This is a genomic window from Cyanobium sp. ATX-6F1 (genome assembly GCF_047395825.1).
Classification (GTDB): domain Bacteria; phylum Cyanobacteriota; class Cyanobacteriia; order PCC-6307; family Cyanobiaceae; genus ATX-6F1.
In genome coordinates, this window is record NZ_JBCEBF010000003.1 from 823,532 (window position 1) to 850,047 (window position 26,516).

The 26,516-nt window shown below is 67.5% G+C and carries 31 protein-coding genes, 1 tRNA gene and 9 pseudogenes; 27 read left to right on the forward strand and 14 right to left on the reverse strand.

The window, feature by feature from the left end:
• Window positions 1-35: 35 nt before the first annotated feature.
• From AAF143_RS16420 to ribD, 4 genes and pseudogenes are all read left to right on the forward strand, one after another.
• Entirely contained in the window at window positions 36-275 is a 240-nt protein-coding gene (locus tag AAF143_RS16420) for a hypothetical protein (protein WP_255009044.1), read from the forward strand.
• Between the two features lie 47 nt (window positions 276-322).
• Window positions 323-2,852, forward strand: a pseudogene (locus AAF143_RS16425) (GH116 family glycosyl hydrolase).
• A 31-nt stretch (window positions 2,853-2,883) separates the two neighbouring features.
• A complete protein-coding gene (locus tag AAF143_RS16430; RefSeq protein ID WP_414027523.1) occupies window positions 2,884-3,345 on the forward strand; it encodes a DUF3122 domain-containing protein in 462 nt (153 codons plus the stop codon).
• A gap of 26 nt (window positions 3,346-3,371) precedes the next feature.
• Window positions 3,372-4,423 (forward strand): annotated as a pseudogene (ribD, locus tag AAF143_RS16435) (bifunctional diaminohydroxyphosphoribosylaminopyrimidine deaminase/5-amino-6-(5-phosphoribosylamino)uracil reductase RibD).
• Window positions 4,424-4,426: 3 nt separating this feature from the next.
• Here ribD and AAF143_RS16440 read toward each other — a convergent pair.
• On the reverse strand, window positions 4,427-4,663 hold the full coding sequence (locus AAF143_RS16440; protein ID WP_414027399.1) for a potassium channel family protein: 237 nt from the start codon (window positions 4,661-4,663) through the stop codon (window positions 4,427-4,429).
• A gap of 376 nt (window positions 4,664-5,039) precedes the next feature.
• On the opposite strand from AAF143_RS16440, the gene AAF143_RS16445 reads away from it, so the two are divergent.
• Window positions 5,040-5,240, forward strand: coding sequence for a hypothetical protein (locus AAF143_RS16445; protein WP_414027400.1), 201 nt, complete (start codon window positions 5,040-5,042; stop codon window positions 5,238-5,240).
• A gap of 11 nt (window positions 5,241-5,251) precedes the next feature.
• On the opposite strand, the pseudogene AAF143_RS16450 reads toward AAF143_RS16445, so the two are convergent.
• Window positions 5,252-5,898, reverse strand: a pseudogene (locus AAF143_RS16450) (SOS response-associated peptidase).
• A 103-nt stretch (window positions 5,899-6,001) separates the two neighbouring features.
• Between AAF143_RS16450 and ftsH the strand changes: the two are divergent.
• The 9 genes and pseudogenes from ftsH to AAF143_RS16495 all read left to right on the forward strand — a co-directional run bounded on the left by ftsH (window position 6,002) and on the right by AAF143_RS16495 (window position 11,549).
• A pseudogene (gene ftsH / locus AAF143_RS16455) lies at window positions 6,002-7,901 on the forward strand (ATP-dependent zinc metalloprotease FtsH).
• Between the two features lie 69 nt (window positions 7,902-7,970).
• Window positions 7,971-8,255 (forward strand): hypothetical protein, encoded by a 285-nt coding sequence (locus tag AAF143_RS16460; protein WP_414027401.1) that lies wholly within the window; start codon window positions 7,971-7,973, stop codon window positions 8,253-8,255.
• On the forward strand, window positions 8,215-8,538 hold the full coding sequence (locus tag AAF143_RS16465; RefSeq protein ID WP_414027402.1) for a hypothetical protein: 324 nt from the start codon (window positions 8,215-8,217) through the stop codon (window positions 8,536-8,538). Before AAF143_RS16460 ends, AAF143_RS16465 begins: the two co-directional genes overlap by 41 nt.
• Window positions 8,478-8,935 (forward strand): annotated as a pseudogene (locus tag AAF143_RS16470) (hypothetical protein). The gene AAF143_RS16465 and the pseudogene AAF143_RS16470 overlap by 61 nt, the downstream one beginning before the upstream one ends.
• Before the next feature lie 122 nt (window positions 8,936-9,057).
• Window positions 9,058-9,759 (forward strand): transcriptional repressor LexA, encoded by a 702-nt coding sequence (gene lexA, locus AAF143_RS16475; RefSeq protein WP_255009023.1) that lies wholly within the window; start codon window positions 9,058-9,060, stop codon window positions 9,757-9,759.
• 67 nt (window positions 9,760-9,826) lie between these two features.
• A tRNA-Ala gene (locus tag AAF143_RS16480) sits at window positions 9,827-9,899 on the forward strand.
• A 177-nt stretch (window positions 9,900-10,076) separates the two neighbouring features.
• Window positions 10,077-10,757, forward strand: coding sequence for a cupin domain-containing protein (locus AAF143_RS16485; protein WP_255009021.1), 681 nt, complete (start codon window positions 10,077-10,079; stop codon window positions 10,755-10,757).
• 10 nt (window positions 10,758-10,767) lie between these two features.
• Complete coding sequence (locus tag AAF143_RS16490; RefSeq protein ID WP_414027403.1) at window positions 10,768-10,944, forward strand: hypothetical protein; 177 nt, start codon at window positions 10,768-10,770, stop codon at window positions 10,942-10,944.
• Between the two features lie 305 nt (window positions 10,945-11,249).
• Window positions 11,250-11,549, forward strand: coding sequence for a hypothetical protein (locus AAF143_RS16495; protein ID WP_255009019.1), 300 nt, complete (start codon window positions 11,250-11,252; stop codon window positions 11,547-11,549).
• Window positions 11,550-11,640: 91 nt separating this feature from the next.
• On the opposite strand, the gene AAF143_RS16500 is transcribed toward AAF143_RS16495, so the two are convergent.
• Both AAF143_RS16500 and AAF143_RS16505 read right to left on the reverse strand, forming a co-directional pair.
• The gene (locus AAF143_RS16500) at window positions 11,641-11,814 is read right to left on the reverse strand and encodes a DUF2256 domain-containing protein (RefSeq protein ID WP_255009018.1); all 174 of its coding nucleotides are present in this window, start codon (window positions 11,812-11,814) and stop codon (window positions 11,641-11,643) included.
• 73 nt (window positions 11,815-11,887) lie between these two features.
• Complete coding sequence (locus AAF143_RS16505; protein ID WP_255009126.1) at window positions 11,888-12,565, reverse strand: peroxiredoxin-like family protein; 678 nt, start codon at window positions 12,563-12,565, stop codon at window positions 11,888-11,890.
• 254 nt (window positions 12,566-12,819) lie between these two features.
• Between AAF143_RS16505 and AAF143_RS16510 the strand changes: the two are divergent.
• From AAF143_RS16510 to AAF143_RS16545, 8 genes and pseudogenes are all read left to right on the forward strand, one after another.
• Window positions 12,820-14,132: pseudogene (locus AAF143_RS16510) on the forward strand (cytochrome P450).
• The gene (locus AAF143_RS16515; RefSeq protein ID WP_414027404.1) at window positions 14,129-14,713 is read left to right on the forward strand and encodes an SDR family NAD(P)-dependent oxidoreductase; all 585 of its coding nucleotides are present in this window, start codon (window positions 14,129-14,131) and stop codon (window positions 14,711-14,713) included. The pseudogene AAF143_RS16510 and the gene AAF143_RS16515 overlap by 4 nt, the downstream one beginning before the upstream one ends.
• A complete protein-coding gene (locus tag AAF143_RS16520; RefSeq protein WP_414027405.1) occupies window positions 14,644-15,135 on the forward strand; it encodes a hypothetical protein in 492 nt (163 codons plus the stop codon). Before AAF143_RS16515 ends, AAF143_RS16520 begins: the two co-directional genes overlap by 70 nt.
• Before the next feature lie 113 nt (window positions 15,136-15,248).
• The gene (locus tag AAF143_RS16525; protein ID WP_255009015.1) at window positions 15,249-15,533 is read left to right on the forward strand and encodes a high light inducible protein; all 285 of its coding nucleotides are present in this window, start codon (window positions 15,249-15,251) and stop codon (window positions 15,531-15,533) included.
• Between the two features lie 660 nt (window positions 15,534-16,193).
• Window positions 16,194-16,463, forward strand: a complete 270-nt coding sequence (locus tag AAF143_RS16530; protein ID WP_255009014.1) for a high light inducible protein — start codon at window positions 16,194-16,196, stop codon at window positions 16,461-16,463.
• A gap of 52 nt (window positions 16,464-16,515) precedes the next feature.
• A complete protein-coding gene (locus AAF143_RS16535) occupies window positions 16,516-16,959 on the forward strand; it encodes a nuclear transport factor 2 family protein (RefSeq protein WP_255009013.1) in 444 nt (147 codons plus the stop codon).
• Window positions 16,960-17,221: 262 nt separating this feature from the next.
• Window positions 17,222-17,674: a rhodanese-like domain-containing protein gene (locus AAF143_RS16540; protein ID WP_255009012.1), complete on the forward strand. Its 453-nt coding sequence runs from the start codon at window positions 17,222-17,224 to the stop codon at window positions 17,672-17,674.
• Window positions 17,675-17,738: 64 nt separating this feature from the next.
• A complete protein-coding gene (locus AAF143_RS16545) occupies window positions 17,739-18,470 on the forward strand; it encodes a TIGR04283 family arsenosugar biosynthesis glycosyltransferase (RefSeq protein WP_255009010.1) in 732 nt (243 codons plus the stop codon).
• Here the strand turns inward: AAF143_RS16545 and AAF143_RS16550 are convergent.
• From AAF143_RS16550 to AAF143_RS16565, 4 genes are all read right to left on the reverse strand, one after another.
• Window positions 18,452-19,144, reverse strand: coding sequence for a DUF547 domain-containing protein (locus AAF143_RS16550; protein ID WP_255009008.1), 693 nt, complete (start codon window positions 19,142-19,144; stop codon window positions 18,452-18,454). The genes AAF143_RS16545 and AAF143_RS16550 overlap by 19 nt on opposite strands.
• A 424-nt stretch (window positions 19,145-19,568) precedes the next feature.
• Complete coding sequence (locus tag AAF143_RS16555; protein ID WP_255009006.1) at window positions 19,569-20,033, reverse strand: ferritin-like domain-containing protein; 465 nt, start codon at window positions 20,031-20,033, stop codon at window positions 19,569-19,571.
• Between the two features lie 171 nt (window positions 20,034-20,204).
• The gene (locus AAF143_RS16560; protein ID WP_255009003.1) at window positions 20,205-20,474 is read right to left on the reverse strand and encodes a CDGSH iron-sulfur domain-containing protein; all 270 of its coding nucleotides are present in this window, start codon (window positions 20,472-20,474) and stop codon (window positions 20,205-20,207) included.
• A 215-nt stretch (window positions 20,475-20,689) separates the two neighbouring features.
• Window positions 20,690-20,956 carry a hypothetical protein gene (locus AAF143_RS16565; protein WP_255009002.1) on the reverse strand — a complete coding sequence of 89 codons (267 nt, stop codon included), beginning with the start codon at window positions 20,954-20,956 and terminating at the stop codon, window positions 20,690-20,692.
• A 127-nt stretch (window positions 20,957-21,083) separates the two neighbouring features.
• Here AAF143_RS16565 and AAF143_RS16570 point away from each other — a divergent pair, with 127 nt between their 5' ends.
• Entirely contained in the window at window positions 21,084-21,233 is a 150-nt protein-coding gene (locus AAF143_RS16570) for a high light inducible protein (protein WP_255009124.1), read from the forward strand.
• A 40-nt stretch (window positions 21,234-21,273) separates the two neighbouring features.
• Window positions 21,274-22,038, forward strand: a complete 765-nt coding sequence (locus AAF143_RS16575) for a hypothetical protein (protein WP_255009000.1) — start codon at window positions 21,274-21,276, stop codon at window positions 22,036-22,038.
• A gap of 1 nt (window position 22,039) precedes the next feature.
• Here the strand turns inward: AAF143_RS16575 and AAF143_RS16580 are convergent, their stop codons facing one another.
• The 6 genes and pseudogenes from AAF143_RS16580 to AAF143_RS16605 all read right to left on the reverse strand — a co-directional run bounded on the left by AAF143_RS16580 (window position 22,040) and on the right by AAF143_RS16605 (window position 24,686).
• Window positions 22,040-22,252, reverse strand: coding sequence for a hypothetical protein (locus AAF143_RS16580; protein ID WP_255008999.1), 213 nt, complete (start codon window positions 22,250-22,252; stop codon window positions 22,040-22,042).
• A 72-nt stretch (window positions 22,253-22,324) separates the two neighbouring features.
• A pseudogene (locus AAF143_RS16585) lies at window positions 22,325-22,977 on the reverse strand (class I SAM-dependent methyltransferase).
• Window positions 22,978-23,129: 152 nt separating this feature from the next.
• Window positions 23,130-23,663: a nitrilase-related carbon-nitrogen hydrolase gene (locus AAF143_RS16590; RefSeq protein ID WP_414027406.1), complete on the reverse strand. Its 534-nt coding sequence runs from the start codon at window positions 23,661-23,663 to the stop codon at window positions 23,130-23,132.
• Between the two features lie 9 nt (window positions 23,664-23,672).
• On the reverse strand, window positions 23,673-24,158 hold the full coding sequence (locus AAF143_RS16595) for a hypothetical protein (protein ID WP_414027407.1): 486 nt from the start codon (window positions 24,156-24,158) through the stop codon (window positions 23,673-23,675).
• A gap of 4 nt (window positions 24,159-24,162) precedes the next feature.
• Window positions 24,163-24,357 carry a hypothetical protein gene (locus AAF143_RS16600; RefSeq protein ID WP_414027408.1) on the reverse strand — a complete coding sequence of 65 codons (195 nt, stop codon included), beginning with the start codon at window positions 24,355-24,357 and terminating at the stop codon, window positions 24,163-24,165.
• Entirely contained in the window at window positions 24,318-24,686 is a 369-nt protein-coding gene (locus AAF143_RS16605; RefSeq protein ID WP_414027409.1) for a hypothetical protein, read from the reverse strand. The genes AAF143_RS16600 and AAF143_RS16605 overlap by 40 nt, the downstream gene beginning before the upstream one ends.
• Before the next feature lie 69 nt (window positions 24,687-24,755).
• Between AAF143_RS16605 and AAF143_RS16610 the strand changes: the two are divergent.
• The 3 genes and pseudogenes from AAF143_RS16610 (at window position 24,756) to AAF143_RS16620 (ending at window position 26,508) form a co-directional block, all read left to right on the forward strand.
• Window positions 24,756-25,096, forward strand: a pseudogene (locus tag AAF143_RS16610) (phasin family protein).
• A 55-nt stretch (window positions 25,097-25,151) separates the two neighbouring features.
• A pseudogene (locus AAF143_RS16615) lies at window positions 25,152-25,833 on the forward strand (FKBP-type peptidyl-prolyl cis-trans isomerase).
• Between the two features lie 75 nt (window positions 25,834-25,908).
• The gene (locus AAF143_RS16620; RefSeq protein ID WP_255008989.1) at window positions 25,909-26,508 is read left to right on the forward strand and encodes a superoxide dismutase; all 600 of its coding nucleotides are present in this window, start codon (window positions 25,909-25,911) and stop codon (window positions 26,506-26,508) included.
• The last annotated feature ends 8 nt before the right edge of the window (window positions 26,509-26,516 follow it).

The window sequence follows — 26,516 nt, forward strand, 5'->3', positions numbered from 1 at the left end:
CGGATCATGATGCTCAACTCCCCACCCCAACGCCCATGGGCGAGCGCCGCCAACGGATCCATGAACTGGTGATCGCCCTGCTGGCCCAGCAGGGGGAGCGGGAGCTGCTGGCGGCCGACGGCGGCGATCCTGGCGCCTGGCTGGAGCGCAACCGGCGGGTGGTGCAGCACTACCAGGCCCTGGTGCGCTCGGCCGTCACCCTCGATGCCCTGATCGACCAGGAGGTGAGCAGCGACGCGGAGAACCCCCGAGCCCCCGGCGGCACCCGCCTCTGACAAGCGGCGCCCGCCTCTGACAAGCTGGGCCCACCTCCGGCTCTGCCATGGCGCGCCTCGGCCTCTCTGCCCTCCACGAGCTGTTGCGGGGCAAGGGCTCTGGAGCGGGCAGCTCCGGTTGGCAGGCCCCCGCCGCCAGCTGGCAACGGCCCTTTGGGCTGGGCTGGGAGAAGCCCTACACCGTCCGCTACGCCAGCAACCTCGACGACGGCCCCAACCACGGAGCGCCCCTGGGGGGCTTCGGGGCGGGCTGCTTCGGCCGCGGCCCCGACGGCGCCTTCAACCTCTGGCACCTGGATGGCGGTGAGCACTGGTTCGGCTCCCTGCCCGACTGCCAGTTCGCCCTGTTTGAAAAAAGCGGCAGCGGCTGCCGCGCCCACGCCCTGGCCACCGCCCCCGAACGGGACGACTCCCGCCCCGGGGCCAGCGGCGCTCCCTTGGGCGCCTGGAGCTGGTACCCCGCCAGCACCACCGGCAGCGACGGCAACCTGCGCAGCACCGGCACCTACGCCGCCCGCTACCCGCTCAGCTGGTTCCGCTACGACGGCGTGTTTCAGGCGGCGGTGGGTTGTGAGGCCTTCAGCCCGATTCTTCCCGGCGACTACCAACGCAGCAGCTACCCGGTGGCGGTCTTCCGCTGGAGTCTGAGCAACCCCAGCGATCAGCCTCTGGAGCTCTCGCTGCTGCTCAGCTGGCGCAACACCAGCGGCTGGTTCACCAACACCGACCCCAGCGCCGCCGTCACCTTCCGCGATGACGGCAGCCCGGAGCACAACTACGTGCCGGCCATCGGCGCCACCGGCGGCCAGCACAACCGCTGGGTGGACGCCCCCGGCCTCAAGGGGGTGCTGCTGGAGGGAGCGCGCAGCGAACCCATCGCCGAAGGCCAGGGCCAGTGGTGCCTGGCGGTGCCCGACGACCTGGAGGGGGTGGAGGTGCTGCGCTGCAGCCGCTGGGACCCCTCGGGCGATGGCGCCGAGCTCTGGGAGAGCTTTGAGCGTGATGGCTCGATCCCCGACCGCGACGACGAACGCACCAGCGCCGCGAACGAACCCGCCAGTGCCGCGATCGCCCTGCGCTTCACCCTGGCGCCCGGGGCCTCGATCGAGCTGCCGGTGGTGATCAGCTGGGATCTCCCCGTCACGGCGTTTGCCACCGGCACCCGCGCCCTGCGCCGCTACACCGACTTTTTCGGCGCCGGCGGGCGCCAGGCTGCGGCGATCGCCGCTGAAGCGTTGCTCGACTGGCGGGATTGGCGCGAGCAGATCGAGGCCTGGCAGGCACCGGTGCTGGAGCGGGCCGATCTGCCCGAGCCGCTACGCATGGCCCTGCTCAACGAGCTCTACGACCTGGCCAGCGGCGGCAGCCTCTGGACCGCCGCCAGCCCCAGCGATCCCGTCGGCCGCTTCGGGGTACTCGAATGCCTCGACTACGCCTGGTACGAGAGCCTCGACGTGCGCCTCTACGGCTCCTTCGCCCTGCTGCAGCTCTGGCCGGAACTCGACAAGGCGGTGCTGCGGGATTTCGCCCGCGCCATCCCCGCCGCCGACCCCACGCCGCGGCCGATCGGCTGGTACTTCACCCAGGGCCGCGGCCGGGTGGAAGCGGCCCGCAAAGTGGCCGGCGCCACCCCCACGACCTGGGGGCCCCCAACGAACGCCCCTTCGACGCCACCAACTACACCGCCTACCAGGACTGCAACCTCTGGAAGGACCTCGCCTCCGACTTCGTGCTCCAGGTCTGGCGTGCCTTCACCCTTGCCCCCACGGGCGAAGACCTGCGGTTTCTGGCCGACTGCTGGCCGGCGGCTGTGCAGGCCCTGCGCTACCTGAAAACCTTTGATGCCAACAACGACGGCCTGCCCGACAACGGCGGCGCCCCGGATCAGACCTTCGACGACTGGCCCCTGGAGGGGGTGAGTGCCTACTGCGGTGCCCTCTGGATCGCGGCCCTGGAGGCGGCCCTGGCCATGGGCCAGCGGCTGCAGCTGGAGCTGGGGCTCGACACCAGCGCCGAGCAGCGGGAGTTCGGAGGCTGGCTGGAGCAGAGCAGGGCGAACTTTGACGCGCTGCTCTGGAACGGCGAGTTCTACCGCATCGATGCCGGCAGCGGCACACCGGTGGTGATGGCCGACCAGCTCTGCGGTGATTTCTATGCCCGCCTGCTGGGGCTGCCGCCGGTGGTGGCCGAGGAGCGGGCGCGCTCCGCCCTGGGCGCCATCAAGGAGGCCTGCTTCGAGCGCTTCGAGGGGGCCGGCTCGGGGTGGCCAACGGCCTGCGCCGTGACGGCACCCCGCTCGATCCCAACGGCACCCATCCGCTTGAGGTCTGGACCGGCATCAACTTCGGCCTGGCCGCCTATTACCGGCTGCTGGACGAGACGGGCACCGCCCTTTCGATCACCGGCGCCGTGGTCGAGCAGGTGTATGCGGGCGGACTGCAGTTCCGCACCCCGGAGGCGATCACGGCTGTCGGCACCTTCCGGGCCTGCCACTACCTGCGGGCGATGGCGATCTGGGCCCTCTGGGCCACCCACACCGGCTGGGAGCCGATCCCCGGTGCGGCCAGGCGGCCCTGAACCGATGGGGAGTTTGCGGATCAAGCACGTGATGGCGGTGATTCTGTCGCTCGCCCTTGGGGCCGCAGGGCTGCTGGGGCTGACGGCGGTCCCTGCGCCCGCCTGGGCCCATCCGATCGAGCGCAGCCTCGAAAGCCTGCGCGACCTCGACGACCAGAGCTGGCAGCTGGTGGCCTATCACCAGGGCTCAGGCGATGGGCCCATGCGCCTGCGGCTGGTGGGCTTCCCCGGCAAGCTACGGCTGGAGCACCCCACGGCACTGCAGGTGCGCTCGGGGCCGTTCCGCTGGAGCCTGGACGACCTCACCGCGAAGAACCCCCAGCTCTCGAGCGATGGCCGTTCGGCCGTCGCCGAATTCGATCTGGAGCCGCTGCTGGCCGATCTCCAGCAAAACCGGCCCCTGCGCCTGAAGCTCCCCGGTGCGATCGATGAGCTGGCGGTGCCGCCCTACCTGGTCAAGCAGTGGCGCGCGTTGGCGACCAGCGGCCGTTGAGCGGCGCCGCCGCCTGGCCTCTCTGGATGGACCGCGCCCTGGAGCTGGCGGCCCTGGCCGAAGGGCGCACCAGCCCGAACCCCCTGGTGGGGGCGCTGGTGCTCGATGCAGGCGGCCAACTGGTGGGCGAAGGCTTCCATGCCGCCGCCGGGCAGCCCCATGCGGAAGTGGGAGCCCTGGCCCAGGCGGGGGAGCGGGCGAAGGGCGGCACCCTGGTGGTGACCCTGGAGCCCTGCTGCCACCACGGCCGCACCCCCTGCAGTGAGGCGGTGATCGCCGCCGGTGTGGCGCGGGTGGTGGTGGCGATGGCTGATCCCGACCCGCGCGTGGCCGGCCGCGGCCTGGCCCAGCTGCGGGCCGCCGGCATCGAGGTGATCGAAGCGGTGCGCGAGGCGCAGGCCCGCTCCCTCAACAGGCCCTTCCTCCATCGCCTGGCCACGGGCCGCCCCTGGGGGATCCTCAAGTGGGCGATGAGCCTCGATGGCCGCACAGCCCTGCCCAACGGCGTGAGCCAGTGGATCAGCGGCCCCGAGGCCCGCTCCTGGGTGCACCGGCTGCGGGCCCGCTGTGATGCGGTGATCGTGGGGGGCGGCACCGTGCGCGCCGACGACCCCCTGCTCACTTCCCGGGGGCAGCGCCAGGGCGAGCCCCTGCGGGTGGTGCTCAGCCGCGGCCTGGATCTGCCCGATCAGGCCCAGCTCTGGAACACGGCGCTGGCCCCCACCCTGGTGGCCCATGGACCGGAGGCGCCGGCGCAGGGCCGCTCCCGTCTGGAGCGCCTCGGGGTGGAGCGGCTGGAACTGGCCGCCTGCGAGCCCGACGCCCTGCTGGAGGCCTTGGCGGCGCGGGGCTGCAACCGGGTGCTCTGGGAGTGCGGAGCGGAGCTGGCCGCCGCCGCCCTGGGCCAGGGCTGCGTGCAGCAGCTGGCCGCCGTGGTGGCCCCGAAGCTGCTGGGGGGGCCGCCCGCCCGCACCCCCTCGGCGACCTGGGCCTGGAGCGCATCGATGACGGCCCCGAGCTCAAGGAGTTGGCGCTCACCCGGCTGGGGCCTGATCTGCTCTGGAATCTCGAGCTCTGAGCGCTAATGCTCTCCATCCCCGGATCGATTGTCCTTCCCCTGGTTGGCTTCCTGGATCGTGAAGCGGCTGATCAGCAGCCCCATCACCACCGCCAGATAAAAAGGGCCGATCACGCTGAAGCTGACGCTGGCGATCTGGGCCACCGGCGTCACCGGCAGGATGTCGCCGTAGCCCACGGTGGTGAGGCTGACGAAGGCGAAGTAGTTGAGCCGCACGAAGTCGAGCTCCCAGACCTGCACCGGCGCCAGCCCCCCGCAGGCGCGGCACCAGCAACTGCCCGCCCTCGTTGTGGACGCTGGTGAAGCTGCCGGGGTGCACCGTCTCCAGCACGCTCAGCAGCAACCCCGCCGTCAGGCCCAGCATCAGATAGCCGGCGGCCGCCCCCATTAGCACCTGGCCATTCACCACCGTCTCCTGGCCCAGCAGGTGCACCAGCCGCAGGGTGCTCCAGGTCACGAACAACGACCACAGAACCAGCAAGGGCATGCCGGTTTTCGCGAACGAGAGCGGCGTCAGAAACCAGGTCGCCTGGGCCATCAGGGCGAGCACCCCCAGGGCGCGGTAGAGGCAGTCGCTCACCCGGCTGGTGGCAGGGAACGTGATCGGTTCACCCAGGTGCTTGATCAGCAGAACCACCATCAGGACCTGGCCGACGGTGCTCAGGTGGCGCAGCGGCTGCGGCAGCGTGTAGCTCACCATCAACAGCACGCAGACCAGAAAAAGCTGCAGGAAGAAGCGGTGCCGCCGGCCCAGCCGCGCCCGGGCATTGAGAACTCTGCTGCGGAGAGGGTCCAAGGCTCGATGCGGTACCCGTGAATTGTGGAGCCTCAGACCGTCAGTTCCAACGGCCCTCCCTGGGGACGTGCTTCCCAGCCCGCGGGATCCCAGGGCTCCATCAACGGCGCCAACGCCCGCAGCTCGGGGCCATCGCAGGGCGCCATCCAGGCCTGCTCAAGACCGTCCGGAATGATCACCGGCATCCGCTGGTGAATGGGCGCCAGCAGGGCGTTCGGGGCGGTGGTGAGCACGCAGCAGCTCTCCAGCTCGCTGCCATCAGCGCCGATCCAGCGCTCCCAGAGCCCCCCAGCCAGAAGGGCGCGCCACCTTGGCGGCGGATCAGCCAGGGCCGCCGGCCCGCTCCCGCGCCACTCCATTCGTAGAAACCATCCGCCGGCAGCAGGCAGCGGCGGTGGCGCCAGGCGCCGCGGAAGCTGGGCTTCTGGTCCACGGTCTCGGCACGGGCATTGATCGACCTGTTGGCGCCGGCGGGATCCTTGACCCAGTCGGGCAGCAGACCCCAGAGCATCAGAGCCACCTCATCGCGGCCGTGCTCCTGGCGCAGGGCCAGCAGGGGTTCACCGGGGCGCACCTGAATCCTGGGGGCGTAGTGGTGGGCCAGCCCCGGCGGCAACGGAGCCCCCAGCCTCGGCGCCAACGTCGCCAGGGGCGTGGTCAGGCAGAAACGGCCGCACATCTCGATTCAACCGCAGCTGTGAACGTTCGGTTCTCTCACCCCGGCCCAGGTCCGAAGCGAAGGAACACCGACCTAGCTTGGTCAGGACGCGCACACAGCCCCGATGGCCATCCGCCAGGACGACAACAAGCCGAACCGGCGGCTCAGCATCATCAACCTGGTGCTGATCGGCTTTGGGGTGCTGTTGCTGTTCAGCAGCTTCTTGCCCAACCAGCAGGCCCAGGTGCCTCGGGTGCCCTACTCCCTGTTCATCAATCAGGTGGATGACGGAGCGGTCAAGCGCGCCTACATCACCCAGGACCAGATCCGCTACGAGCTGGCCAATCCCGGCGAAGGGGAAGCGCCGGTGCTGGCCACCACACCGATCTTCGACATGGAGCTGCCCCAGCGGCTGGAGGCCAAGGGGGTGGAATTCGCCGCCGCGCCACCCAAGCGCCCCAGCTTCTTCACCACCTTGCTGAGCTGGGTGGTGCCGCCCCTGATCTTCATCGTGGTGTTGCAGTTCTTCGCCCGCCGGGCCATGGGCGGTGCGGGTGGCGCCCAGGGAGCCCTGAGCTTCACCAAATCCAAGGCCAAGGTCTATGTGCCCGATGAGGAATCCCGGGTCACCTTCGCCGATGTGGCTGGTGTGGACGAGGCCAAGACCGAGCTCAACGAGATCGTCGATTTCCTCAAGACCCCCGAGCGCTACGCCGCCATCGGCGCCCGCATCCCCAAGGGTGTGTTGCTGGTGGGGCCTCCGGGCACGGGCAAGACCCTGCTGGCCAAGGCCGTGGCCGGTGAGGCGGAAGTGCCCTTCTTCATCATCTCCGGCTCTGAGTTCGTTGAACTTTTCGTGGGAGCCGGCGCCGCCCGCGTCCGTGATCTGTTCGAAGAGGCCAAGAAAAAGCTCCCTGCATCATTTTCATCGACGAACTCGATGCGATCGGCAAGAGCCGCTCGGGCTCGATGGGCGTGGTGGGGGGCAATGACGAACGGGAGCAGACCCTCAACCAGCTGCTCACCGAGATGGACGGCTTCACCGGCCAGGACAAGCCGGTGATCGTGCTGGCGGCCACCAACCAGCCCGAAACCCTCGATGCCGCCCTGCTGCGGCCCGGCCGCTTCGACCGCCAGGTGCTGGTGGATCGCCCCGACCTCTCCGGCCGCAGGAAGATCCTCGACATCTACGCCAAGAAAGTGAAGCTGGCCGCCAGCATCGACATCGACAAGATCGCCCAGGCCACCAGTGGTTTCGCCGGCGCCGACCTGGCCAACCTGGTGAATGAGGCGGCCCTGCTGGCGGCCCGGGCCTACCGCACCGAAGTGGAGCAGGCCGACCTCAACGAGGCGATCGAGCGCGTGGTGGCGGGTCTGGAGAAGAAGAGCCGCGTGCTCCAGCCCGATGAGAAGAAAGTGGTGGCTTATCACGAAGTTGGCCACGCGATCGTCGGGCACCTGATGCCAGGCGGCAGCAAGGTGGCCAAGATTTCGATCGTGCCCCGGGGCATGAGCGCCCTGGGCTACACCCTGCAGTTGCCCACCGAGGAGCGCTTCTTGAATTCCAAGGAAGACCTCGAAGGCCAGATCGCCACCCTGCTGGGGGCCGCAGCGCCGAAGAGGTCGTCTTCGGTGAGGTCACCACCGGTGCCTCCAATGACCTTCAACGGGCCACCGATATCGCCGAGCAGATGGTCGGCACTTACGGCATGAGCGACACGCTCGGTCCGCTGGCCTACGACAAGCAGGGCGGCAACCGCTTCCTCGGGGGCGGCAACAACCCCCGCCGCAGTGTCAGTGACGCGACCGCCCAGGCGATCGATCGCGAGGTGCGCGCCCTGGTGGACCGCGCCCACGACAGGGCCCTAGCGATTCTCCACGGCAACCGGGAGCTGCTCGAGACCATTGCCGGCAGGATCCTCGAAAAAGAGGTGATCGAGGGCGATGAGCTCAAGGGGTTGCTGGCCTCCAGCACCCTGCCCGAGGCGGCCGTTCTTGCTGAGCCTGTGGCCGTCGGCGCCTGAGGGAACACGATCAAGGGGCCTTGACGAAGGGGCCCCCGATCCCGGATAAGGGTTCTTTGAGATGGGGATATGAGCCCTCAGCTCGCCAGCGTTCTGCCCAGCCTCGCCGCCCTGCGCGGCCACGATCTCCTCTCGTCGGCCGATCTCAGCCGGGAGCAGACCTTTGCGTTGCTCCAGCTCGCCGCCGAACTCAAGAGCGGTGAGCGGTGCATTGATCTGCGCGGTAAGACGCTCGGACTGATCTTCACCAAGGCCTCCACCCGCACCCGGGTCAGCTTCCACCGTGGCCATGGCCCGCCTGGGCGGCCAGACGGTGGACCTCAACCCGAGCGTCACCCAGGTGGGACGGGGTGAACCGGTGGCCGACACGGCCCGCGTGCTCAGCCGCTACATGGATGCCCTGGCCATCCGCACCTTCGCCCAAGACGAGCTGGCTGAGTACGCCCACTGGGCCACGATCCCGGTGATCAACGCCCTCACCGACCTGGAGCACCCCTGCCAGGCCCTGGCCGATCTGCTCACCGTGCAGGAGGCCTTCGGCGTCAGTGATGGCCAAGGGGGCTCACCCTGGCCTACGTGGGCGACGGCAACAATGTCGCCCATTCGCTTCTGCTCACAGGCGCCCTGCTGGGGGTGAATGTGCGCATCGGTTGCCCGTCTGGTTTCGAGCCCGATCCAGCGCTGGTGGAGCGGGCCAGGGCCCTGGCGGGGGAGCGCAGCGCCATCGTGGTGACCCACGATCCCGTGGCGGCCGTGCGGGGCGCCCAGGCGCTCTACACCGATGTGTGGGCGTCGATGGGGCAGGAAGGGGAGCAGGCCCAGCGGGAGGCGGCCTTCCAGGGCTTCTGCCTGGATGAGGCGCTGCTGGCGGAGGCCGATGCCCGGGCGATCGTGCTCCACTGCCTGCCGGCGCACCGGGGGAGGAGATCAGCGCCGGGGTGATCGAGGGCAGCGCCAGCCGGGTGTTCGATCAGGCCGAGAACCGGCTGCATGTGCAGCAGGCGCTACTGGCAGTGCTGCTGGGTGGCCTCTGAAGGGCCGCTGAAGAACCTCTGGCAGGCCGGCCGGCTGCAGGTGGACAGGGCAGATCCGGCCATGACTGGACAAAGGCCCGAAGCGGTGCGAGAAAGGGGCGACTGGTTCATCTGTATTGCCGGTGCCCACCCAGCACGCCCACCATCTCGCGCCTGACCTCAGGTCAGCCAGCAGACCTGACCTCAGGTCAGCCAGCAGAACTGACCTTGGCCGCCAGAGGGGCCAGGAGCTCACCAGCGCCCAGCGGGAGCTTTACGACTGGCTGGCGGAGTTCATCGGCCAGCACCGCCACAGCCCCTCGATCCGCCAGATGATGGAGGCCATGGGGCTGCGCTCACCGGCGCCGATCCAGAGCCGCCTGAGGCACCTGCAGCAGAAGGGCTGGATCACCTGGCAGGAGGGCCAGGCACGCACCATGCAGCTGCTGGGTGCCATGGCCCCGGGGATCCCTGTGCTGGGAACCGTGGCCGCCGGCGGCCTGGTGGAGCCCTACGACGACCTCCAGGAGCGGCTGGATCTGACGCCGGTGCTGGAAACCCGGGGACTGTTCGCGCTCACCGTGAACGGCGACAGCATGGTCGACGCCCACATCGACCATGGCGATGTGGTGCTGATGGAACCGGTGAGCGAGCCCAGCCGCATCAAGGCGGGCACGATCGTGAGCGCCCTGGTGCCGGGCAGCGGCACCACCCTCAAGCACTTCCACCGCGAGGGAGCCACGGTGCGGCTGGAGGCGGCCAACCCCGCCTACGAGCCGATCGTGCTGCCCGCCGACCAGGTGAGCATCCAAGGGAAGCTGGTGGCTGTGTGGCGCCAGGTCTGAGCACCCCATCGGGTAAGCTCACATCTGGCAAAACGCCGGGGCCCAAGGCACCTGCGCGGCGCCATCTGGGGCCATAGCTCAGCTGGTAGAGCACCTGCATGGCATGCAGGGGGTCAGCGGTTCGAATCCGCTTGGCTCCATTGATTTCGATCCCATTCAACCGGGTCCCTGGTCGCAGGGGTCCGGTTTTTGTGGGCTCGGACCCCTCCCATCGAGCCGCTCCACGGGGGTCATCAGCCCAGCCGGGCCGAAGGCTCCCCGGCGTGACCCCAGCCAGCAGGCTCAGAGGCTCCGGGCAGACCAGCAGAATCAAGACCATGGATGTCCACGCCGATTTCGCCCAGCGGGTGGTGCTCGACACCACGGCTCTGCCCTGGACGCCCTCGCCGATGGCGGGGGTGGAGCGGCGGATGCTCGATCGCATCGGCGGCGAGCTGGCCCGGGCCACCTCGATCGTGCGCTATGCACCCGGCAGCCGTTTTGAGCGCCACAGCCATGGCGGCGGTGAGGAGATCCTGGTGCTGGAGGGCATCTTCTCCGACGAGGCGGGCGATTACCCGGCCGGCACCTACCTGCGCCACCCAGTCGGCTCAGGCCATGCTCCGTTCAGCGAGCAGGGCTGCACGATCCTGGTGAAGCTGCAGCAGATGCACCCAGCCGATCAGCAAGGCTTCGAGATCGATACGCGCATGGCCCCCTGGGTGCCGGGGCTGGTGGCGGGCCTTGAGGTGATGCCGCTGTCGGCCTTTGGCACTGAGCACGTGGCCCTGGTGCGCTGGGCGCCTGGCACGGTGTTTCATCCCCACGGCCATCCCGGCGGCGAGGAGATCCTGGTGCTGGAGGGTGTTTTCTCTGACGAGCACGGCAGCTACGGAGCGGGCAGCTGGCTGCGCAATCCCCACGGCAGCCAGCACCGGCCCTGGAGTGAGGCGGGCTGCACGATCTGGGTGAAGACCGGCCACCTGCCAGCGGCCTCAGGGCCGGCTGGCCCCGGGTGAGAATGGTGGGATGGAGCATCCCCTGCTGATTCTTGTGCCCTGGGCCGTCTTCGCTGGGGCCGTGGGCATGAAGGTCTGGCGGGTCTATTGGACATTGCAGAGGCGTTCTGACGACGCAGCCCTGCGTGTTGAGCGGTTCAGAGCGACCCTGGATCGGAACTGGGCGAAGGGGCGCCCGGCGGCGTGATGGAGCCGCTGAACTGGGGCTATGGGCAACTGGCTCTGGTAGCCCTGGCCTTTGGGGGTCTTCAGATCTGGTGGATCGGCAGCATTCTGCGGAAACGGGACCTGGCCCGACCCATGAGTAATGGGGAGTTCCTCAAGTCGCTGGAGCGCATCTGGTCAAAAGAGCCGCCGCCCTCTGACTGACGGTAGAGAAGCGGGAACGGGGGAACGGCCCAGGGTCCGCCGCGTCTGCCCTGATGAAGTGCGCTGACGAAGTGGGCCGAAATCAAGATGGATGCTAGGATTGTAAACATATTTAAAGCAACCATGTTCAGAGCCCTGTTCGGCTTTCTCTTTGCGGCGCTGACCTTCGTGCAGGTTCCCCAATGGGACAACGACTGGACCAAGTGCTCCGTCTCCGTGCCCGACACGGCCTGCCACTGGTATGTGGTGAATCCAGACAACACCTTCGGCAAGGGTTTCAGCTGGATTACAGCCCCCAAATTTGACTTTGAAGCGCTTCAGGATATCGCAGCTCAGCACGAACTTACGGTGGCGCAGGGCTATCAAACCACGGTTGAACTCATGAATGCCACCACAGACATCAAATACGGCGATAACTACTGATAAATCAACCAATTACTCCGCTCATTCAACCTCTGACTGGATTAATTAATACCATTTGAACACCCGGCGGCGCGTCATGCATGCCTGCTGCTCAGGATTGTTGATCGTTGGGCACGTCCGGCTGCGTTGATCGATTGCGGTTGTTGCGGCAGCGATCTGAGCAGTAGCGCACCTGGTCCCAGACGTCCTTCCACTTCTTGCGCCACTGGAAGGGTCTCCCGCAGACCGGGCAGACCTTGGTGGGGCGATCGGCGTGATGGGCCATCAGCGAAAGAGAGACATTCTCCAGCCGCTGTCCTGCCGCAGCTGGTCTGCCCGGGGCGTGCCTGGCACAGCAATCAGCCAAGGAACGGATCCAGGAAGCTCAGCGGCCTGGCCATGGTTGGTGAGAAGCCGAGGATGCCACGGTCGAGGTGGCAGAAGAGCACGGTGTCGTCGGCCTCCAGCAGGAAGGTGCCGCCCCGTTGGGTGAGGAAGTCGTCGCGGGGCACATAGGTGCGCCAGTGGCCCAGCACTTCGGCCATGTTGCGCAGCCGCACCGTGGCCAGCTCAAACGGGCGCTGGAACCCCGTACCGCCGGCCTTCGCAAAAAAGGAGCCCTTGATCGGCGGCAGGGGGCCCGCCTGGATCGTCTCGTCGTCGCCGATGCGCTGGGGCGCGCTGCGATCGCCGGTGTAACCGCGCAGCACCTCGGCCAGGGTGCCGGGGGAGCCGATGCCGGCGCACATCAACAACAGATTCGGCCAAGGCCCGCCGATTTGCTGCAATCCCCCGTAGAGCCCCAGGGCCCGATGCAGGTGGGGGTCGGGATCCACCAGGAGTCGTTCGAGCGGAAAGCCGGTGAACGCGCAGAAGCGCTGACGGCCTTGCTCGTCGCCGATGCCGATCGCCAGCACGTTGATGCCGGCAGCCTCCAGCTGCGGCAGCACAGGCGCAAGGGCCTGGGCGTATTCGAGGCTGTCGAAATCCCCCAGCTGGCTCAGCAGCACCACCAGCCGGCGGCGGCCCTTTCCCATCCCCTCCACCTCCGCCAGCCGCTCAAGCAGCGCAGCGGCTGCCATCGGCCTTGCCCCGGCGCCAGCAGGACCTGTGGTGGACTCGCCGGTGGACTCCGTATTGGACTCTGGGGTGGACACGGGGATCGCGGCGGTCATGGTGCGTCCATGCTGGCGCGGTGGCGGCGGCGATCCGACAGCCTGGAGATCACCCTGGAGAACCCTGGTTGCCCCCCGATCCCGCCACCATTCAGCCCTTGCCGATCACGCCAGCTGTGAGCGGCGTGCTCGAAACCCTCTCCTTCCTTCGTGATCCGGATTTCGCCCGCTCCCGCTTCGAGCGCTACGGCGATGTGTACGGCACCACCCTTCTGGGGCAGCGCACCGTGTTCATCCGGGGGGAGAAGGCGATCAACGACCTATTCGCCCAGGGCGATGCCGTCGAGGGCTGGTGGCCGGACAGTGTGCGCAAGCTGCTGGGGCCCCTGTCGCTGGCCAACCGCAACGGCGTCGATCACAAGGCCCGTCGTCGGGTGGTGGGCCAGCTGTTCGCTTCCTCTGCACTCAAGCGCTACAGCCCGGCGATCGTGGCGCTGGTCGATGCGCTCAGCGGGGAGCTGCTCGGCGGCGCATCGCCCGTGGCCCTGGTGCCCAAACTGAGACGCTTCGCCTTCAGCGTGATCGCCAGCACGGTGCTGGGGCTCGATCCCGTCGATCGCGAGGCCCTGTTCGTGGATTTCGAAACCTGGTGCCAGGGCCTCTTTTCCCTCCCCTACGCCCTGCCCGGCAGTCCTTACGCCAGGGCGCTTCAGGCCCGCCAACGGCTGCTGCGACGCCTGGGCGCCGTGCTTAAGAAGGCCCAGAGCGCCGCTGCCGCCGGAGCGCCCCTGGCCGCCGGCGGGCTCGATCTGCTGGCCGGTGGCCTCGATGAAGCCGGTCTTCCCCTGGGCGATGACGACGTGGCCGAGCAGCTGTTGCTGCTGCTGTTCGCCGGTTACGAAACCACCGCCTCTTCCCTGAGCTGCCTGCTGCTAAGCCTGCTGCAACATCCAGCCGAGCTGACCTGGCTGCAGCAGGAACTCGACGGCTTGCCCTGGCCTCCAGCGCCAGGGGAGGCCGTGACCGCCTTCGACGCGATCCGAGCCCCGCGTCTCGATGCGGTGGTGAAAGAAGTGATGCGGCTCACCCCGCCGGTGGGGGCTTCTTCCGCCGCACCCGGGATCCGATCGCCCTGGCGGGTGTGCTGGTGCCGGCTGATCGGGTGGTGCAGGTGAGCATCACCGCCAGCCACCGGGATGGAAGCGGCAGCGAGGATCTGGAGGTGTTCCGGCCCCAGCGTCACCTGGCCGGCGAGCGCACCGTCACCCTGCTGCCCTACGGAGGTGGTGAACGGGTCTGCCTGGGCAAGGCGCTGGCCGAGCTGGAGATCCGCCTGCTGGCGGTGGGGCTGCTCAAACAGCTGAGCTTGGCGCTGGAGCCGGATCAGGACCTGACGCTCAGCCTCATCCCCAGCCCTTCGCCGAAGCAGGGCCTTCTGGTGCGCCCGCGGCGCCGTGCCAGCGCTGCCGATCGCGTGGGGGCGACGTGAGCGACGCCGGCGCCACCCGGCACATCCTGCTCACCGGGGGCAGCTCCGGCATCGGCCTGGAGGCAGCGGTCCTGCTGCTCCAGGCCGGTCACCGCCTCACCCTGCCCTGCCGGAATGCCGCCGCCGCCACGGGCCTGCGCCAGCGCCTGGGCGGCCAGCTCCAGACCCCCGTCTGTGATCTGGCCGATCTGAGCAGCCTCGAGCGCTGCGCTGAATCCCTGCTGGCGGCAGGCGAACCGATCGACACGTTGGTGCTCAACGCCGGCCTGCAATACAGCGGCGGGGCCGAGCCCCGCTGGTCAGCCCAGGGGTTTGAACTCACCATCGCGGTGAACCACCTGGCCCACCAGGCCCTGCTGCAGCGGCTGCTGCCCCTGCTGCTGCGGGGCACGGCACCGCGGCTGGTGGTCACGGCCTCGGAAGTGCATGACCCCAGCAGCGCCGGGGGAAGGTGGGCCCAGCGGCCGGCCTGGGCGATCTGGCTGGGCTGCGCCAGGGGCCTGGGGCGCCGATGCTGGATGGCAGCGCCCGCTTCCATGCCGAGAAGGCCTACAAAGACAGCAAGCTTTGCAACCTGCTGATGGCGCGGGAGCTGGAGCGGCGGCTGCGGGAGCAAGGCACGCCCGTGCCGGTGCTCGCCTGGAGCCCGGGGCTGGTGATCCCGCGCAGTGATGGCGGCTTCTTCCGCTACAGCCGCCGCCAGAACCCCGTGGCTCAGGCTCTGTTCGCCCTGGTCGCCCGCGACCTGTTGCGGCTCACCGAAACGCCCCAGAGGGCTGGCGCCCTGCTGGCCGGTCTGGCCACCGCCTCAGAGCCGGCACCCATTGGCTTCCAGTACTGGAGCAACCGGGTGCTGGGCCCAGGCCGGCGGCGCTTCGAGGCCAGTGAACCCAGCGCCGAAGCCTGCTCAGACCAACTGGCCCGTCAGCTCTGGGATCTCAGCGCCCAGCAGCTGGCCCTGGCACCCGAGCAGGGCTTCGCTCAGCAGCAGGCCATCGACTGAATCCTTCGGCTGCCCCGAGGCCAGCCCGATCCGCCCGGCTGCGGCCTGGACGTCACATGCGTTTGCATTCCGCAATGATCTGTTACAATTCACTCATCTCAGCTAAGGCCCCCATGACCCAAGCCACCGCCACTGCCCCCACCTCGACTGCCCCCACCGCCCTTGATCGCGCCTCCATCCGCGGCGCCACCGTGACCACCGAAGACGGCGGCCGCCTGAACGCCTTCGCCACCGAGCCCCGCATGGAAGTGGTGAGTGCCGAGAGCGGCTGGGGCTTCCACGAGCGCGCCGAGAAGCTCAACGGCCGCATGGCCATGCTCGGCTTCATTGCCCTGCTGGCGACTGAATTGGCCATGGGCGGCGAAGCCTTCACCCGCGGTCTGCTGGGCCTCGGCTGAATCCTCTCCTCAACGTTCAAAACCAACCAATCAACCAATCACGGCCCAACGCCATGGAAGATTCCCTTTCCCTTACCAGAGCCTTTGCGGTTGAAGCTCACTCACGGGCGATCGACAGCTGCAACGAACTCGAAGACCTCCGCGAAGTGGCCAAATCACTGCTGAGGGCCTGGCAGCTTCAGGCCATGTTCAGCGAGATGTACGGAGCGCAGGCGCTCGGAATCCAGCGCCCCTGAACGCTGAGATGGGGCTGGCTGTCAGCGGCCACCCAAGAGATCACTGAGCTGTCGGTGGGGCTCTTTATCTTTCGGCTGGATATCTAGATCCTTCACTTTGACAGCAGCGGGCAGGCTCAACTCGTTGATTATCTGATCGATGATTGATCAGGATTTGCAGCCCTTCCCCTTCCTGCCCTAGGCAACCACTTCCAGCCAAGTTGCTTGCCGTGAGCTCTCGAAGTGAGGATTTTTACCAGTGGGCACCCGTGGTTTTGGCGACTTGGTCAGCTTGGAGCGGTGATCGGAGCTGATTCAACGGTGAAAGCAAAACCCTGGCGGGCCAGCAGCCTCTACAGGTGTGAATGAAGAATCGTTCCAACGACCTTCGATCGAACCCAGGCGTGGCTGGTACGGTTTCTTCATCGCTCGCACCGATCAATCCATGGACCAAGAAGACACCAAAACCCCCACGGCCCTTGATCGCGCCACCATCCGGGGCGCCACCGTCACCACCGAGGACGGCGGTCGCCTCAATGCCTTCGCCACCGAACCGCGCATGGAAGTGGTGAGTGCAGATCGTGGCTGGGGTTTTCACGAACGCGCCGAGAAGCTCAACGGCCGCCTCGCCATGCTCGGCTTCATCGCCCTGCTGATCACCGAATACGCCCGAGGCGGCGAGGCCTTCACCCGCAGCATCCTGGGACTTGGCTGATCCGATTTCCAGGCCGGGTCCAACGGGCTCTGGGCCTGGCGGGATTGCCGCCATGAATGCTGTTATCACGCCGCCGCTCACCGAGGCGACGCTCAAGGCCCTGTTCACCAAGCCCTATGGGGCTCCGGGGCCCAGCGCGGAGCAATGGCGGGCCATCTACGACGAGTCGGTCCATTTCCAGGACCCAACCCAGGAGAAGCGCGGCATCGAGGCCTACATCGCTGCCCAGGAGGGACTGATGCGCCGCTGCGATGACGTCTTCCTGGCCCCCGGTGCCGTGGCGCTCAGCGGCGAAACGGCCTTCGTGGAGTGGACGATGGGCCTGAAGATCAAGGGGATCGAGTTCATCTATCCCGGCACCACCCGCCTCCGCATCGGTGAGGGCGGCAAGATCGTCGAGCATCGCGACTATTTCGATTTCGTTGGTCCCACCTTTGAACCGGTGCCGGTGGTGGGTGGCTTCGTGCGCTGGCTGTACCGGCGGTTCGTGGCTTGATGAAGGCGGCAGGAGCGGTTCCTCCCATCACCTGCAACACAACTTCATCACCAAGTGTGTTTGTTGTTCTCCACATCCGGCCTGCCAACGGCACCGTTGAGCAAGCATTGTCGGTCAATCGAAGAGTCGGGAGGTTCCAATCTTGCTGCACACCATCCCCTTGCTCGCCGCCACCTGTCTGCTGGGATTCGCGGTGCTGCAATTTCTGTTCAGCTCCGGTTCATAGCCAACATCGTTGGCCTGAGGCCCAAACCGTTGGGTGATGAACGGTTTTGTGTGGTTTTGTCTCAAGCAGTGGATCCGATTGCGTTATCCCTCGGCTCCTTCGATTCGCTCTGACGAGCTACAACGAGCACTGGCGATTCAGCGGCCTGGCGACTGGGTGATTCTCGACGCCCGCACGGCTGCTGAATTCAATGTCAGCCACCTCCCAGGCGCGGTACTCCTCGCGGATGGGGGAGAGCTCCTGGGCCTCGCCCCCTCGAAGGAAGCAAGCCTGGAGCAGCCGATCGTGGTCTGCTGTTCGGTGGGGTTGCGCAGCGCCGCCGTGGTGAACGAGCTTCAGCAGCGGGGCTTTCGCAGGGCCGTGAATCTCGAGGGAGGGCTGTTTGAATGGGTCAACCACGGGCATCAACTGGTGCAGGGGGGCCGACCCACCACTGAGGTGCATCCGTTCCATCGCTTCTGGGGTCTGCTCCTGAAGCCACGCCGATGAACGGCAGCCCCTCAGAGCCCTCATCAGCTCTCAATCGGGCGGCCCAAGCCTGAGGGGTCCTGGCATGGCGCCGCTGTCGATCATCATTCCCACCTTGAACGAGGCCGCGAGCCTGGGCCGCACCCTGGCAACTGTGCGTGCCCTCGATCCACCGGCGCTCGAGGTGCTGGTGGTGGATGGCGGCAGCGACGACGCCACCCTGGCGATCGCCAGCGCGGCGGGCGTGTCGGTCTGCCCCTGGGCAACGGCGGGCCGGGCGATCCAGATGAATGAAGGCGCCCGCCAGGCGCGCGGCGACCTGCTCTGCTTTCTGCATGCCGACACCCTCGTGCCCTGTGATCTGGTGGCGATGGCGGAGCGGGTGCTGGCGGACCGGACAACGGCCGGGGCGGGCTTCGTGTCGCTGATGCGTGGCGACGCCACCACCCGCTGGGGGATTTCGGCCCTGAACCTGCTCAAGACCCATCTGGCGCCCCTGCTGTTTCGCCCCCACCTGTATCTGCGCGGGCTGCGCCTGCTGTTCGGCGATCAGGTGATGATCTGCCGCCGCCAGACCTTCTGGGAGGTCGGTGGCTTCAACGAAACCCTGCCGCTCCTGGAGGACGGTGATCTCTGTCTGCGGCTGGTGCAGCGGGGCCGCCTCCGGCTGATCAACCGGGTGGTGATCAGTTCCGACCGGCGGGTGCAGCGCTGGGGAGCGGCCAAGGCCGCTGCGATCTATCTCTCGATCGGCGTGCTCTGGGGTCTGGGGATGCCACCGGCGCGCCTGAAGCGCTTCTACGAGGACATCCGCTGATTCAGGCTCCAGTCGTAGGTCATAAAGGCGATTCGGGGTTCATGAACCGGTGGCGATAGGCCGCGCAGGTGGGGAAGGATGTAGGCGGGCAGCGACGGGGCCACCGCCAGGAAATCAGCCTCGTACCACTTGAAAATCTTGCTGCAATACAGAACGCCCCCCTCAGGATCGAATCGCACCTTGGCGGGGTTGTTGATGAAGCGGATCATGTCCTCCTCCAGTTGCTCCTCCACCCGCTCCGGTGTGTAGGCCTCGGAGCGCAGCAGCGGACAACCCACGGAGGCGCAGACGATCGCGAAGTGAAGCCGGGGATCACCGCTGAGCTGGCGCAGCATCCTGTTCTCGATCTGCGCCAGGCTGAAACGATCACGGCCGAGGCGATACACGCGCCGCTGGAAGAAGCGCAGGAAAGCGATCCAGTTCGGCAGGCCCATCAGGGTCGGGCGGATCGAGCGGATCGGATAGGCCGACAGCACCGCCTCGATGGTGAAGGCGTTGTAGAGGTTGATCCAGTGGGCGAGGTGATCCTCACGGCCGTGGGTCTCGGCGGATTGCTGGGCCAGCCAGCGGGCGAGGGTCTGGGGGTCGTGGGTGCTCCAGGCCTGGTAATCCACCCGGCCGGCCCGGTCCACGTAGTGGTGGAGGAGCTGATCCCAGGTGAGGAGGTCGTTCATCGCTCGGCAGGGGTGGTGGAGTGAACCAGTTGGCTGCGGGGCCACCGAAGAGGCAACACTTCTTTCCTTGTTCGACGTGGCGGTGAGGTCCGTGAGCGCTGAGGAGGCGTACTGCCGGTTGATCGAAGTAGGGCTCAGAGATGGAAGAGCCAACCATCCCTTCCTGTTTCCCTGAGCCCCAGGGAATGTTGGCAGAGTGACGGCCGTCAGCTACTGCTCATCAATCGCCTAGCGGTGAGCCGGGCGAGGCCGACAAGCTTTGACCCAGCAGGCGCCGAGGGGGCTGAAACTCCTGTTCACCCCAGTGGGGATGGTGCTGACAGGCAGATCGATTTGCCGTCGTGACACCATGGTCTAACAGCTTGAGGAATGAATCAGCTCGCGGGCGGCCTCACCTGAATTCGTTGAGGCAAGAGGTCTGCGATCAACCGTGGTAGGGCTCAAGATCGCCCGGTCGGCGCAACATCTTGTCCACCTCGTCGAGGTGAAGTTCCTCCAGCACGATCATCTCCCTTGCATACTCCTCCATCAGCACGGAATGTTCTTCGGCAAGGGAGAGTAGCTCGTAATAGGCCTTGAGTGCCTCTTTTTCGTGCTCCATGCTCTCTCTCAGGATGTCGCCGATGTCGTGCTTCTGGGTCTCCAGCAGTGAACCGATCTGAAGGGATGGATGCCCTCCCAGCAGCGTCACCATCTCACCGGCCTTGTGGGCATGAACCAGTCCCTCCTCCGCGTTGCCCTTGAGCCAGGACACAATCGGAATGCGGTTGTAGCCGTACACCATCAGGGCGTAATGGGTGTATTTCACCACCCCAGCCAGTTCAAGCTCCAGGATGTGATTAAGCGCATGAATCATCGACGCCTTCACCGTGGCTTCGATCGTCTGCATGGTTCGTTCTCCCTTTTGATCTGATGCAATCCTCACTTCACCCTACGTGGCACCCAGGGCCCTCCAAGCGTGCGCTGCACAGCACAGCCGCTCGCCCCGGCCAAGCCGCAGAGACGGCTCATCAAAAGAAGAAACGGGTCTTCAGGACGTCGGCGTGATGCCTGCGTTCCTTCATCTCCACCACTTCCACCAGGGCCTTCGGGTCGGCTTGTTATGGCTGCCGTCGCACAGGGGAAAGCGGCGGGAGCGGCCGCAACCGCACACCTGCACGGTGCCCGGCTCCGCCAGCAGAACCTCACGGGCGATCAGGCCGGTGCCGAGGTGGGCGCCGTCGCAGATCCAGCCCCGGCGGCTGCGGCCGCAGCTGCACAGAAACGTGCGGCCCGCGGGCAACTCCAGGGCCTGGGGGCCTGGGGCGGAGGAATCGGGCTCTGGATTCACCTCAGGGCCCTGTGATCAACGCCGGATCACAGTCTTCCAGAGGCAGATCCCGTCGGGCACGCGGGTGATGCTGGGCAGCCCTCATATGGCGCTCAAGGCCACGGTGTGCTCCGAGAGATGGTGCAGCGGCGTCTGGCGGGATCGGCCTTCGCTGAGAGCTGGTATGGCACCCCGGCGGTGGTGGAGCATTGGTGGGCGCTGGCTGAGGGAGCCCCTCAGCGCTGCAGCCACCAGCGCAGCAGCGACAGGGCAAGGATCAGGCCGATGCCGGCGTTCCAGATCAGCGAGGGCCGCTCGGACAGTCGCCGCAGCCAGGGTGGCAGGCGCCCCTGCCAACGCTGAAGCAGCAAGGTGGCGATCAACAACAGGGCCACCGGTAGTCCAACGGCCAGCACCAGATCCCGCGCCACGCCCCCTCCGCTCAGGCCATCAATCACCGTATCAACCGCCCGCCAGCCATCAGTAGGCATCAGCCAAGCCATGGCGACCTTCCAAGACATCGCCCTGACCTCCCAGGGCCGGCGCGATCACGTGGGCAGGCGCAGAAAACGATCCAACGGCTTCAAGAGCCTTTACAATTACTTCAAGTTTCGCAACTTCTTTTCCCCCATGGCCCCCGATTCCCCTGCTCCCCGCTTCGGTTTCGTTGCCTTCGCCGAAACCTGGAATGGCCGTCTGGCCATGCTGGGCTTCGTGATCGGGCTCGGCACCGAGCTCCTCACCGGCCAGAGCATCCTGGCCCAGATCGGTCTCGGCTGATCCAACCTGGCCGATGCTGCAGCGGTAACGCCTCAGGACCATGGAGCATGCACTCGTTTTCGTCCTGGCACCCCAGGACTCCCTGCCGGGTGACGAGGTCACCTGGGACGACCTCCTGGCGGCTCAACTCCAGGGCGTCGGCAGTGGTTCGGCCCTGCGGATGTTCCGGGTTCCTGCGGATGTCGATCACAGCCTCGAGGCCCTGGTGGGTTCGGGCCATGCCAACGCCAGTGGAGACGATCCCTTCCTCCCATTGGTTCCGGCGCCAGAACCAGGGGTTTCAGAGCAGCGTCGCCTGATCTGCGATGCCTTGATTCCGCACCTCGACACCACAGCTCTGTGGCTTGGGGCCTACGAACTCCGGGGATCGGCCTGGACTGATCCGAGCCCTGAACAATCGCCTCGAATCGAGATCGAGGAGATCTCCTGCCTCGATCAGGTTTCCTTAGGGGAAATCGCCCACGAAACCTGCTGGTTCTATCCCACCGAGAACGGCGACTATCTCTGCTGGGAGAACCAGCGAAAACTTGAACTCAAGCCCGGCTATCCGGTCGAGGCCCATCAGGGGCAACAACCGATCGTCTACGACCGGGGAGACATGCGCTTGCTCTGGTCACTCATGGCCAATGATCAGGAGCTCACCTGCGTGGGACTCACATACCAGCGACGCCGGATTGAATGGCCGATCGCGTTGGCCGAGCCTGAACGATCCGTCACCTGGACCTCCTTCAGCGTGGATGACATGGGCGAGGAAAGCTATCGGGAACGATCGAGCTTCACCGTGTGCCCAGAAGGCAAGCCTTGACTCAGGAGGGAAGCTCGTAAAGCTGCTCAAGCCGCTCGCGGCCGAGGTCGACATAGAGCACTTCCTCCCCGGGAGCGGGGGCTTCGGGGTGGCGTTGACGGGGGCTGGGGGGGCTGGAGGCAGCGCGAAGGTTCTGGGTCATCAAGGCGAAGGCGCCCCCAGCGATCACCGCAAAACTGAACATGTAAACGATGGGAAACAGGGCGTCGAGCATGGGGAACGGTCTTTTGATCAGCCTAATGTAACGGATTGTGAACCGTGACCCCGGGCGGCCCTGGGCCCTGGGTTAAGGCGCTGGCTTTTCAGCAACCACGGCGAAGAACGGATCCCCGTGCCCCCCAAGCCAGCCCAACGGGCCCTCGGCCCGGGTGGCTTCGGCGATCAGCTGGGGGAAGGCCAGCCCTGCGCCTGGAGCACCCGGCTCACGTAGGCCAGGTGATCCCGATCGCTGCCATCGGTCCACACTCGCGGGGCCTTCTGGGCGAACATCCGGTTGGAGAAGGCCACGATCGCCTGTCCGCCGGGGCCCACGATCCGCAGCAGCTCGGCGGCCAGATGTTCGGGCTGCTGCAGGTACTGCCAGCCGGCCACGATCAACACAGCGTCCACGCTGGAATCCTCCAGGGGCAGCCGTTGGCTGAGGTTGAGGTTTTGCACCCAATGGCGATCCAGACGTGGGTTGGCCGCCAGTTCGGCTGGGTTGAGCCCATGGCCAATCACCTCCTGGTAGCTGATGTCCTCCGGCAGGTGGCTCACCCAGCTGCTCATCAGATCGAGCACCACGGCACCTGGTGGAATCCTCTCCCGGTAGAGGGCCGTGAGCCGCTGGCGGAAGGCACCGTCAAGGTGATGGACGAAGCGGGGCTCGGCATAGAAGTCGGCATCGTCGGAGCCGTCCAGCTTGCGGCGCTCCGACTCACCCAGCACAAGGACCACCATCACCGCCTGCGATCAGATCTCAGGGCCATGGTGGCGAGTCAACGGGGCCCTCGGTGACGATCGTGGCAACAGCCGGCCCTGGCCCCCTTTGGGGTGGCCCATCAGGGCACCTGGGCGCTGAACAGGGCGGCAGCGGAGCGATCAACGTCCCATCACCGACCGGTTTCATCGACGATCCCAACCCCGTCTGCGACCGGGTGGGCGCGCTCGCCGTGGGCATGGGCCCGCACCAACAGCGCCCGCACCAGCAGTGCCCCCGCCAGCAGCAGCAGCAGCGGAGCGTCACCCCAGCGGTCGTAGGGGGTGAGGCCGCCCAGGGGCTGCAGCTCCATCACGCCGGTGCGGGCACGGCCGGGGGCCAGGCGCGAGCGCACCCGGCCCTGGGCATCCACCACCAGCGAGGGGCCGGTGTTGGCCGAGCTCACCAGCCAGCGGCCGGTTTCGATCGCCCGCAGGCGGGCGAGGGCCACGAACTGCTCCTGCAGCTGGGCGGGGTAGGGATCGAGGTTGGCGCTGGCCAGGAGCCAGCCGGCTCCGCCGCGCACGGCGCCGGCCAGGGCGGCCCCATCGCTGAGCTCGTAGCAGATGGCCACCCCAACCGCCCCCACGGGGCCATTGCCCTGAGCCGCCAGCAGCCGCGAGGGGACCCCGGCGTCACGCCGCCCACGGCCGAAAGCCCCGCCCAACGCCACCACTCAGCGAACGGCACCCACTCCCCCAGGGGCACCAGGCGGTGCTTGTCGACCCAGTGCTCGGGCAGCGACTCGCCCGGGGAAAGCGCAGCAGGCTGCTGCGCAGCTGCTCGCCGGCGTAGCGGAAGCCCCCGCCCAGCACCACCGAACCGGCCGGGAGCGGCAGGGTTTCTCCGGGGGCAGGGCCCCCTCCGGCAACAGCAACGCATCGGCGCGGCGCTGGCCGGCCTCCCGCTGGGCCATGGCCAGCAGATCGAGCAGTCGCTGCTGCTGAGTGACCCGAAATTTTTCGCGAGTGGGGATCGCCGGCTGCAGCACCAGAAGCCGCAGCGGCGGCAGGGCCTCACCCGCCGCCTGAGCCGTGCCCGCCCCCCGGCACGGGCAAGCGCCAGCGCCCCGGCCAGGTGGAGCGCCAGCACCAGGGCCCCCAGCAGCGCCCAACGCCGCCGGGCTGGGCCCTGCCGCACCAGGGCCCGCGCCAGGGCCCAACCGATCAGCAGCTGGGCGCTCGCCACCAGGGCACTCCCCCCAGGGCCGCCAGCCCCGCCAGGGCCGGATCCCCCGGCAGCGCCGCTCCCCCCAGGCCCATCCAGAACAGGGGCCCTTTCGCCAACAGTGTCTCGGCCAGCCCCCAGAGCAGCGCGCCGATCAGGGCCGTGCTGAGGCGCTCGATCCCCAGCCGCCCCACCAACAGCCTCCAGAGGCCCACCAGCAGCCCCCCAGCAGGCCAAGGGCGATCCACAATCCCGTCACGAGTGGCAGGCTCAGGGGCCCCGGCACCCCCACCCAGTCGAGCGGGTGCAACCACAGCAGCCAGCGGTGGGAGGCCAGCACCGCCCCCAGGCCCCAGAGGAACCCCAGCAGGAAAGGCCGCGGGCGATGGCCCTGGGGTGCGACCCACAGGCGCACCAGCGCCAGCCAGAGCAGCGGCGGAAACCCCACCGGCGGCAGGGCCACACCGGCCAGCAACCCTGCCCCCAGGGCGGTGAGCCACCACACGTGCCGGTCATTGCCCATCGCCAGGGAGGGTAGGAAGCGTCAGGGTCGAAAGGGCATCTGTCCCCTTCAACCACCCACCCAACGGCCATGGATCGCGACAACGTTCTCCAGCAACTGCTGCTGCGGGGCCTGGGAACCACCTCCCTGGTGGCGGATCGCCTGCGGCAGGTCACCCAGGACTGGGTCAGCAGCGGACGGCTGGACCCCTCCCAGGCCGCCACCCTGGTGGACGCGGTGCTCACGGGGCTGCGGGGGAGGACCCGGAGGTGCAGAAGCAGGTGGAGCGCGACCTGGAGCGCAACCTCGATCACTTCCTTCAGGACGTCGGTCTGGCTCGCCAGAAGGAAGTCGATGAGCTGCGGGGCCGCATCGACCGCCTGGAGCAACTCCTGCGCAGCCGCCCGGAGCTGCGCGAGATCCCCGATTGATCGGCTGCCCTGAGCTGACTGGCAGAATCGGGCCCTCCTGCAACGGGCCCTGGCCATGCGCGACATCCTGATCAGTTCCGGCGTCTGCATGGTCTGCCTGCTGCTCGCCTTGGTGAGCCAGCTGGTGGCCCCCACGACGGTCAACGCCAGCGCCATCAACCCTGGTGCCCTCGGGAGTGGTGATCTCCAGCAGGCCGTCGTCCGCAGCTCCACGGCCCAGGCCAGCGGCGGCGCCCCGGCCAGCCCAGCACAACCGGCCCTGGGGAGCTTCGAGCTCGACCCCAACGACCCCAACCCCACCCTGTTCACCATGGCCACTGAACCCAGCTCCAGCCCCGAGAACGCAGCCGAGCTCGCCCAGGCCGGTGCCCTCGGCGGCGACCTCACCGCCGCCAAGGAGCGCGTCACCCCCAGCGGCCTGCGGATCACCGATCTGGTCGTGGGCAGCGGCGCCGAAGCGGTCTCCGGCCAGACCGTGCTGGTGAACTACCGGGGCACCCTGCCCGATGGCAGGGAGTTCGACAGCAGCTACAGCCGCAACCAACCGTTCAGCTTTCCCCTCGGCGGTGGCCGGGTGATCCAGGGCTGGGACGAGGGTGTGGCCGGCATGAAGGTGGGCGGCAAGCGCAAACTCGTGATCCCCCCGATCTGGCCTACGGCGAGCGCGGCGCCGGCGGCGTGATCCCCCCAACGCCACCTTGATCTTCGAAGTGGAGCTGGTGCGCGTCGGCGGCTGATCCCCTCCGGGGTCACCCGGGAGCGGCCAACGCCGTCGTTACAGTGGCCTCTCAATCTGGAACAGCTCCGATTTCATGGCTCACACGCTGCCCGCGCTGCCCTACGACCTCGACGCGCTCGAGCCCCACATCTCCCGCCAGACGCTGGAGTTTCACCACGGCAAGCACCACGCCACCTACGTCAACAACCTCAACAACCTCGTGGTCGGCACCGATTTGGAGGCCAAGAGCCTGGAGGAGGTGATCCTTGCCGTGGCCGGGGATGCCGCCAAGGCGGGCGTCTTCAACAATGCTGCCCAGGTCTGGAACCACAGCTTCTACTGGCAAAGCATCAAGCCCGGCGGCGGCGGTGCGCCCACAGGCGCCCTGGCCGAAAAGATCAACGCTGATTTCGGCAGCTTCGAGGCCTTCGTGGAGGCCTTCAAGGCCGCGGGTGCCACCCAGTTCGGCAGCGGCTGGGCCTGGTTGGTGCTCGATGGCGGCACCCTCAAGGTCACCAAGACCGCCAACGCCGACCTGCCCCTGGCCCACGGCCAGAAGGCCCTGCTGACCATGGATGTCTGGGAGCACGCCTACTACCTCGACTACCAGAACCGCCGTCCCGACTACATGGCCACCTTCCTCGACAAGCTGGTGAACTGGGATTTCGTGGCCGCCAACCTGGCCGCCGCCTGATCCATCCC